At 55.4% G+C, this 8,854-nt stretch carries 8 protein-coding genes; 5 read left to right on the forward strand and 3 right to left on the reverse strand.

The genetic code is table 11. The features are described 5' to 3' along the window. Positions 1-23 precede the first annotated feature (23 nt). From AC1RRP_RS05810 to AC1RRP_RS05830, 5 genes are all read left to right on the forward strand, one after another. Positions 24-1,463: a Wadjet anti-phage system protein JetA family protein gene (locus AC1RRP_RS05810; protein WP_493034152.1), complete on the forward strand. Its 1,440-nt coding sequence runs from the start codon at positions 24-26 to the stop codon at positions 1,461-1,463. Continuing rightward, positions 1,460-2,131 (forward strand): DUF4194 domain-containing protein, encoded by a 672-nt coding sequence (locus AC1RRP_RS05815; protein ID WP_493034154.1) that lies wholly within the window; start codon positions 1,460-1,462, stop codon positions 2,129-2,131. Before AC1RRP_RS05810 ends, AC1RRP_RS05815 begins: the two co-directional genes overlap by 4 nt. Beyond that, positions 2,128-5,772 carry an SbcC/MukB-like Walker B domain-containing protein gene (locus AC1RRP_RS05820; RefSeq protein ID WP_493034155.1) on the forward strand — a complete coding sequence of 1,215 codons (3,645 nt, stop codon included), beginning with the start codon at positions 2,128-2,130 and terminating at the stop codon, positions 5,770-5,772. The genes AC1RRP_RS05815 and AC1RRP_RS05820 overlap by 4 nt, the downstream gene beginning before the upstream one ends. Further along, positions 5,769-6,917 carry a Wadjet anti-phage system protein JetD domain-containing protein gene (locus tag AC1RRP_RS05825; protein ID WP_493034157.1) on the forward strand — a complete coding sequence of 383 codons (1,149 nt, stop codon included), beginning with the start codon at positions 5,769-5,771 and terminating at the stop codon, positions 6,915-6,917. Before AC1RRP_RS05820 ends, AC1RRP_RS05825 begins: the two co-directional genes overlap by 4 nt. Positions 6,918-7,081: 164 nt before the next feature. Further along, positions 7,082-7,354 carry a LexA family protein gene (locus tag AC1RRP_RS05830; protein ID WP_493034186.1) on the forward strand — a complete coding sequence of 91 codons (273 nt, stop codon included), beginning with the start codon at positions 7,082-7,084 and terminating at the stop codon, positions 7,352-7,354. A 212-nt stretch (positions 7,355-7,566) separates the two neighbouring features. On the opposite strand, the gene AC1RRP_RS05835 is transcribed toward AC1RRP_RS05830, so the two are convergent. The 3 genes from AC1RRP_RS05835 to AC1RRP_RS05845 form a co-directional block, all read right to left on the reverse strand. Continuing rightward, positions 7,567-8,181 (reverse strand): GSU2403 family nucleotidyltransferase fold protein, encoded by a 615-nt coding sequence (locus AC1RRP_RS05835; protein ID WP_493034159.1) that lies wholly within the window; start codon positions 8,179-8,181, stop codon positions 7,567-7,569. Beyond that, positions 8,178-8,537, reverse strand: coding sequence for a hypothetical protein (locus AC1RRP_RS05840; RefSeq protein WP_493034161.1), 360 nt, complete (start codon positions 8,535-8,537; stop codon positions 8,178-8,180). The genes AC1RRP_RS05835 and AC1RRP_RS05840 overlap by 4 nt, the downstream gene beginning before the upstream one ends. Positions 8,538-8,638: 101 nt before the next feature. Next, a partial coding sequence (locus AC1RRP_RS05845) for a hypothetical protein (RefSeq protein ID WP_493034163.1) occupies positions 8,639-8,854 on the reverse strand: 216 nt, incomplete at its 5' end.

The following is an 8,854-nucleotide window of genomic DNA, read 5'->3' on the forward strand; positions in this document are numbered from 1 at the left end:
GCGGCTGTACAAGGAATTGCTTTGTGATTTCACCAGTGTTTTTCGAGGCAGAACGCCAAAAGTTTTTCAGGCCACTGAACAGCTCCCGTCGGGAGGTGATTGTCGCTTGCCTGCGCGCTTTGTTTGAACGGCTTCACGGTCCAGCAGCCGATTATTCCCACAACCTGAACCGCGAGTCGCTGCGCGAATTGATGCTCCCAGTCGTAAGGGAGTACCAAGACAAAGTGACATTAGACGAAGGAGAGGACGAGTTCAATTCTCCGGAGTCCAGCGACCCGGCAGTTCTCACCAACATGGTCATCCGTGCCCTGCTTGCGGATGGGTGGCTTGAGCAGTTCGCTGACCGTAATGGCCTCGTCACCGCATTTCGGCTTTCACGGCCCGGCAAGTTATTTGCCGAAGCCCTGTGGTCTTTGGATAGGCCCAGCCGTAGTCGGCAACGAAACATGCGTGGGTGCCGCAATGCTCTGGAAGCAGCGCTCAGTGAAAGAGGAGACGCTCATGACTTGGTTGACGCCTACGAGTACGCCGAAAAGGTCATCGAAGACCTCACTGACGGCATCGACTACCTGCAGCAGCGCATCCGTGACCTGATGAGGGAGGCCACGCTCCATTCCCAATGGGATGATTTCGTAGAGTTCCTCGAACGCTTTCAACGCGATTACTCCAAACAACTGACTGCGGACAGCGCCACGCTTAATCGTCAATCAATTCGCCAAAAAATTGAAGCCCTGCGCGTCAGCCTCTCTGACGTCAAGTTCAAACGCATGGAGCAACAGCTCCATGACATTGCACAGTGGGCAGTCAAAGAACATACCGGAACAGCAGTATTTGACTGGCTCCTTGACCGTATCGACGACCTGGTGAACGCAGCGTGCGAAACGAAGCAACCCACCTTCGTGAAAGCGATGGACACCTACATCCGTCGAGTAACGGGTTTGGTTCAGCAGTCCATGATGGTGCAAGTGGGCCACGGAAGGCACGCTTACCTCAATGCCGTAAGGCGCCTTTCTGGGATGAACGTGGCCAGCCAGGACAGACTGCTGAGGGACATCGGAAACAGGATTGCGTCATCGGAAGTGCGCTTGCTAGACCCTGCCAACTTCAAGCTGAGGACGGTATCCCAGCGTCGCAAGGCCTCCACCATTTCTGTCCAACCACGCGCAAGTCGCGAAGCTCGCCTTATGGCGGCTATGAACCGGGCTGAGTCAGAGGCATTTTCACTCCCCAACGAGGAGATTGCCAACAAGCTCAGGGCCGACCTTCGGCTCTATCGTCACCCTGTTCGGCTGTCCTCCCTTACACCCGACACCGCACGCGACCTCATTGGCGTGTTGCAGGCTGTCGAAGCCGCCAGAAATACCAAAGGCTCAGACCTTGTGGCCACGAAGTTGCCTCAACGCATTGAGAACGAGTACTACCGCGGATACGACTACGAAATTGCCTTCAAGAGAGAAGAATGAGCCTCACCACTGAACTGAGAGAGCGTCTTGCCGATGCAAACCTGTCCATGGAGCGATTCCGTGAAATCGCTACCAGACTTCTGGCCTATGGCGTCATGGTTCGAGACGAGGACAAGACCGAGCAACTCCTCTATGACGATGCGCGCCGTATCGAATCCGCGCTGTCCGAGTACTTCGAGATTATTGGGCTCAACTTGCACCACGACATTAACGCCCAGTTCTTCAGGTTATACGCTCCAGGAGCCATTGCTGACGGCGTTGTATCTGACGACCTGACACCGGTGCCGTCGCTTCGCGCTCAGCTTTCAAGTGACTTCGTGGCAGCCGCGCTTGCCCTGCGATTTCTCTACCAAGAGAAGCTCAACCAGGGCTTGATTGACCAGCAGGCCGAAGTCATGGTGAACTTTGAAGACCTCGCCGTAACCCTCAAGTCCCAGATTAAACGCGAGTTCCCTGCAAGCAAGGAAGACCGGATGGGCTTGCTTCGGGAATTGAGGCGCCACCGAATTATTTACTACCTCTCGTCGTTCTCCATCGACGACGAGGACGCCTACCTCGTCATCCGACCCACAATTTTGGGCATCGTCAGCAACGAAGCGCTTGCGGCTGCCCTTGACGCAGACGGAGCGATTGAACCCGCGGCGCAAGCCCAGGAGCCCCAGGAATGAAACTCGACAAACTCGTGCTTATCAACTGGGGACAGCTGCGCCCCGGTGACTTTGAGTTGGGAGACATGACTCTGCTCAGCGGAGAATCCGGTTCTGGAAAGACCACTCTGATTGACGCCCTGCAGACGATTATGACTGGCGCCAACAAGAACATTCTTGTCTACAACGCTGGACAGGATGAAGTTTCTCAGGGCCAGAAGCGTGGCAAGACCAAGCGCACGATGGAGTCCTACATCGTGGGAGCCGATTACAGCAACTTCTCACGCCCTAACGGGGCTCAGGGCTACATGGCCGCCGTTTTCCGACCCGGCGAGGGCGAAGACAACCTGAAGCCGTTTACAGCATTGGTGGCGGCTGCGGCCCGCGTCGAAGGCAACAGCGACTCTCGTCAAGCTCGACTCGAAAGCATTGCGCTCGCCATCGTCGATGATGCGGCTCTCACGTACGAAGACTTCATGAAGGACGTCGACTCAGGTGAATGCGTCGAAGTTGACCGCGTGGTCAAGCACCTTGGAGTCAAGTACCAACGAGTGCACGACTTCAACGACAAGAAGTCCGACTACCTTTCTGCTTTGTATGGCCGATTCCGAGGCCGCTCCAGCGTTACTCGCGACGAAGCCACGAGCGCTGCCCGCGCATTCGCTCAGTCGATTGCTTACAAGCCCATTGGCTCAGTTCATGAACTGGTCCGCGACGAAATTCTCTCCTTTGACGAAAAGCAGCTGCAGCAGGAAATCGACAACATCAGTGGTCTGATGCGAAAGGTCAGCAATCTGCGCCAGGAGAGCATCCGACTTGAACAAAACGCCGAACGGTTAGCTGGGCTGCAAAAGTCCTTGCTGGCCACCAGCGCGGCATATGAAGCGTCGGTACAACACGACATGTTCATTGCCAAGTTGGCATTGCGGCGTGATGCCGACTCCGTTGCAGAAAAGCAGAAGCAAATTGGCGACTGGGAGAAGCGCAGCGAAGATTTAAATATCGACATGGTCGGCTGGAAGGAAAGAGTACAGGCCTTGGACGGTCAGCGCATTGCTTTGGCGGCACGACTTCAAGGTATCCCTGCCCATGCAAAGAAGAAGGAGCTGGAAGAGGAATTAGCGGAAGCTGACAGGGTCGCACGGGCGACCTTGAACACCCTGTACGCAGCTCTGACATCCGCAGCCCTTCTGGAGAATCGTGCGAAAGACTTGATTTCTCGCGCAATCCCTGAAGAAGCAAAAAACCTTGATGCCGCGGTTTCTCGTATTGCGTACGTGCTTGGCAATACGGACTTCTCTCGCCTTCATGCGTGTCACGACCTAGTTGTCGACATCCTACCCAAACCTGACCTGAACGTAGAGCAGCTCTATGGCTTGGTTCGCGCTTTCCAGGGGGCTAACGAAGGGGTTGAATCTCTGCTGGACGCCATGATTGGCGCCGACCAGAGTGTGTCCTTGGCGGTTGCATCGGATTCAGTGCTCATTGCAAAGCAAAAGGAAGAGGCAGCCGGGAGAATTAGCGACCTGGAGCAACGTAAGGGACGACTTTCCCGGGGACAGGTCGAGTACCCTCGGGCTACAGATGTCGCTGTCAGATTGCTCAAAGAAACCTACCCTGAGAGCAACGCCCAAGTTCTGTGCGATTTGGTCGAGCCCAAGGGCGAGAAATGGCAGAAGGCTATCGAAGGGTACTTGGACGGTGCTCGTTTTAACATCATTGTAGGAACGGAATGGGAGTCCCGTGCCATCAACCTTCTGCGCTCAAAGAACATCCCCGCCAAGATTATTCAGGGAGCTCTTTGCCTCAGGCATGCTGAAGGAAAGCACCCTCCCGCAGATTCCATCGTTCACGAGCTGAAGTCCGCCAACCCCATCGCGTGGGCCTACCTCATTGACCAATACGGCCCCGTGGTCAAGGTTAAGGACGCCGAGGAGCTCCGCAGCACCCCGCGAGGGTTGACTGTGGACGGAAAAGGCTCAGCGGGTCGTACGATGTTCACGTGCGACGTACGTGAATGTGTCTTTGGCCAAAAATCCCGTCAAGACGCGCTTGCCCGAGTAATTCAAGAGCTCGAAAACGCGACTCCAGGGGTTACCAAACTGACCGCCGTTGTAACCCAACTTGAAAGCGTCAAGCAAGCTCTGCAGGGGCTGAGCCGCCCCACGTTTGACGCCGCCCCCTTGCAAGGCAGCGCTCACACGATTGACCAGTGTACTCAGACCCTTCGCACCCTGGATTTGCATGAGATAACTGACCTCGAGGCGGAGCTCCATGGGATTGAGCAGCAAATCCTTGAATACGGTAAGAAAAATGATGCGGCAGTGGGCGAGCGAGCGACTCTTGCCGGCCAGGTAAAGACGGCCAAGGGCCTGATACAAGTCATCGAAGGGCAAAAGCTTGCCCGACTGGAGGCTGTTGAAGCCCAAATCAAGCGGATGAAGCACTTGGTGGAGTCCAATGCTGAATTGAGCTACACCAAGCTCTCTTCTGAGATTGACCAGCGAATCGAGAATTTCAAGGGTACGTTAGAGGCTGCTATTGCAGCAGGTGCGGCCAATAAGGCAGATGGGTTGCTCAGCCAAGCCCGTGAAGCCTTGTACGACTACAACACAGTGGCTAAGTCGGATGAGAAGTTCTCAACCACTCTGACCTTCAGCCACGCCGCAGACTCGTTTGAGGTCAACTATGCCCCGTTGATTTCTCTTGAGAAAGAAGTTTCGCAAGCCCTTATTGGACTTCGGAAAATCGGTTTGTACAACAACCGTATTGAACTCGACAAAGCTGAGAAGTCATTTCATGATGTCTTTACCAAGCAGTTCTGTGTGGAAATCAACAGCCGCGTTGTCGACGGTGTGCGCGACCTGCGCCAACTCAACAATGAGCTCAAAAATCTCAAATTCGGGTCTGACAGCTTCACCATTGACTGGAGCAAATGGGAGCCCGAGTTCGAGGAGTATCTGAGCTTCTTTGAAGCGGTAACCCGTCTTGCAGATTCAGCCGAGCCAATGGACCTCTTCGGCGAGACTCAGCTGAGCCCTAAGCACACTGAGATTCGCGACAAGCTGGTCAAGCTTCTGCTTGACGATGACCAGGAGCGTGCTGCCAAAGAGCTTATGCGTATCGCCGACTATCGCAACTATCGTCGCTACGACATCCTGAACACGCCTGCCACGGGCAATGTGGTCAAGCTATCCGAATGGGGCACTGGCTCTGGCGGTCAGCTAGAGACGCCGGCTTACATCGTGCGTGCTGCTGTCGTGACCAATCGACTGAAGATGTTTGAGAAAGGGGCCAGTCTGAAATTGCTGGCCAGCGATGAGTCTTTCTCTCGCATGGATGAGAAGCGCGCTCGCGCCGTTCTGGGATTCCTGCGGGACAACCTGGATTTGCAGGTCATCAGCGCCATGCCAACCATGAAGGTGGGTGCTCTGCGCGATGAGTTCTCCCGTGAGTATTGCTTTACCCGTTTGCAACCGGTTGAGAACGGCGAGCTGAACTTCATCACCGAGTCCGACGAACGCATATTCAAGTCGGACAAAATGCGCGAACTTTGGACTCGCCAGCGACAGCTGGCCCGCGAAAAGGCCAAGCAGCTTTTTGACCAAGAGAACCCGGAACCGGAGTCCCAAGAATCGGCATCCGAGACACCTGTACCATGAGTAACGCGCCAACCTGGGTCAGTAGCCCTGCTGTGCAGGCCCTCCTGAACAAACTCGTCGACCGACTCGATAGAGCCGAGGCACGCGGTAGCGCATCGGCCCAAACTGTTGCGCTCAACGCCACAACTTGGCCTGCGCTTTACAACGCGCGGTTCGAGTCCGACAAGGAACACCTTTGGGAACAGTTTCTCAAGCTGGTGGAACTGGGTTGGCTTCAGGTAACCCCTGAGTCGGCTCGTCGTTCTGTTGCGGGTTACGACCAACAACCTCGCGTCAAGGTCCTGAGCATTGACGCTGTCCGAAACGCCGTCAACCGCCCGGAGCGCATAAAGTCTGCGACTGAACGATGGCGCGAAGCGATTGAGCAGCATCTGGATGCCTCCCCTACAGCCAAAGCGGCGGCGGGCGGATATTGCATTGAACTGCCTGACCGCGACATGTCTGATATTGTTCGCCAGCTCAACGGTCTCAAAGAGCTCGCCACCTCGAACTTGATGCTACGCGAGGTCTCATCCAGGCTCTTTTGGGGGATGTCCAAGATTCTGGATAACCGTACTGGTCTGGTCGCGGCTGTGTTGGCGCTGGACGAGTGTCCATTCTCAGAGTCCCCAATTCAATTGCAGGTCTACCTTCCCAAGGGTGGGTTTGATGCCGTGCTTTTTATTGAGAACCAGATGAGCTTCGAACAAGCCATTCGCTCGACCTCGTCAGCGTTCGGTAGGCTTGCTCTTGTCTACGCCTCTGGATTCAAGGGAAGCGCCACTCGACTGCGAGCACGCGAAACGGTGTCCCTGTACTTCTCCCATAAAGGGGAATTAGGCGGTCCCGGCCAAGCCGATTTTGAGAGTTGGCTATTCACCCCCGATTCTTCTCGAGCTGTCTATTTCTGGGGCGACTTGGATTGGTCGGGGATGCGAATTTTGTCTGCACTGAAAGGAACGTTCCCCCAGTTGGAAGCATGGCACCCCGGCTACAGCCTTATGCTAGCTAGTCTGGTGGCAGGCTTGGGGCATTCCCCTGAAGCTGCAGATAAGAGAGGGCAGAAGTCCATCCAAACAGTGGGATGTGGCTACGCTGACGGCATTCTCATACCGGCACTCGAGAAGCACTCGAAGTTCGTTGACCAAGAGATGCATGTGCTCTGAGTTGACTCGGCATATTGAGCGATTCAACAACTCGTATCGACCTCAAAAGCTTCGCTAAGAATTAGTACTGCCTGTATCTTCCAAATAGCAAACTGCCTTGTGGGGCCTTACCCCAGCCAGCAACACAGGAAGAGCCTGAGCTCATCACCCTGGACGACAACCTCATCGACAACCCAGCTCGGACCTCCGTGCACAAGGTCCGCGGCGACAGCATGAAGGACGCCGGCATCTTTGACGGTGACTTGGTCGTTGTCGAGCACAACAGCCCCACCGCCGCCTGCGACATCATCGTGGCCGTCGTCGACGGGGAGTTCACAGTCAAGTCCCTGCGCCAGACTTGCGCAGGGACGTACTACCTCGAGGCGGCCAACCCGGCCTTCGAGCCCATCCACCCCACCAACTCCCTTGAGCTCATGGGTGGCCATTCCTGCCATTAAGGCAGAGATGGTGCTGATTCAATCAGTGTCTAGCGATGAGTGGTGGGAAGGTGTGACCGTTCCCATGTTGGAGGCAGTGCGCAAGCGTCTGCGCGCCTTGGTGAAGTTGATTTCCAAAGGGCAAAAGAAGATTGCTGACACGAACTTCGAAGACGAGAGTGGCGAGCTGACCGAGGTGCAGCTGCCGCAGGTGTCCAGCGTCACCACCGTCTTCATTCATATTGGTCGTATGTTGCTGACAGCAGGTCCGCCGCTATCAACTCCTCGACCGCATCTACCTGCTGCCGGTCTTGTTCTAACTGCGAGGCTGACCGTCCCGGTTGTATTGCCGCCCAACTTTTGAAGTTGATGAAAGACAGCGGATTCAGGACACGCATCAAGCCCATCCGACCAGTCCTGGTAAAAACCACCTGCTCCGAAGAGTTGAGCTGTAGCCCTCCGGAATCAACCGCCCTCAGTAGCAGGGCTTCAAGGCCACGTTGCTCATACCAGTTGAATTTGGTACTCGGCGACCGTTTGAATCGTGCGCCTGCTATCACTAGGTAAGCGTGTACCGCTTCAAATCCGAGCACAAGGCGCTCTTCGTCAGCTAAAGCCCAGTCGTCAAGCAGCCCGACCATCTTGAGACTTGTCTCCCCCAATCGGACTGCTCGATTGAGACGCTCCGCCTCTTCCAACACCTTGGTGAGCGAATTGAGCCGCGCCCGCAACTGACCACTGTTTTCCTCGCGAAGCGCCTTTCGAACGCGGACAACCTCTCTGAACAGCGAACTTCCGTCGATGGCCTGCCTGAAGCCAATGTCGCTCCAGGTTTCGAACTGCGTCACGTCAATCCTTCTTGTTCCTCGGCCAGCGTTTTAATTCGGACGCACATCCATCGCGCTTCTGGCCAGGTCACCTTCCATCCCTCCCACTCCTGGGCTTCCAGCCATTGCTGCAATTTGTTGACGTAATCGTCCAGGTCCGCGACTCGGCCCTCCCGCATTCGCTTGACCGTCTTTACTACGAGCTGTTGGACGAGGTCCTCGCATACCAACCAACGACGGTAGATTTCCTCTTCGTCAACTTCAGCACTGAATCGGTCGCCCACCTTAGTTACCAAAAGCTTGGGCTGTACGCCACTGGCGCCTCCTGGTGCACTCTCTCGAGGGAAATCTGCTGGTGCTTTCTCGACTCCATCCACACGATGCTCCTTGTTTTCTGATGGCGAGAGACGGTAGCACTCATTCCGCAGGTCGCACTTGACAAAACGGCCTATCGCTGTCTACCAAGGGAAAGTCCTAATCAAAATTTTTGGGCCAGTTCGCGCTCACGCTTCAAATGCAGCGGCGCCGTATCCAAGTTGAGTTGCCAGTCAGGGGCTCCCGTAAAGAGCTTGCCGAATCTTGACGCCCCCCAAGTTTTGCTTATTTCTGCGGCCATATGGGCTGCTGCCGGTTTCAAAGACACTTTGTTAAGGTGGTCGATGAAACCGGAGGTGGTGTATGGAAACGAGAAGGA

Source organism: Hylemonella sp. GW821-FHT12C09 (assembly GCF_058807395.1).

Coding starts and splice junctions, on each gene's coding strand:
- AC1RRP_RS05815 (WP_493034154.1), top strand. CDS start 1,460: ATGAGCCTCACCACTGAACTGAGAGAGCGTCTTGCCGATGCAAACCTG.
- AC1RRP_RS05820 (WP_493034155.1), top strand. CDS start 2,128: ATGAAACTCGACAAACTCGTGCTTATCAACTGGGGACAGCTGCGCCCC.
- AC1RRP_RS05825 (WP_493034157.1), top strand. CDS start 5,769: ATGAGTAACGCGCCAACCTGGGTCAGTAGCCCTGCTGTGCAGGCCCTC.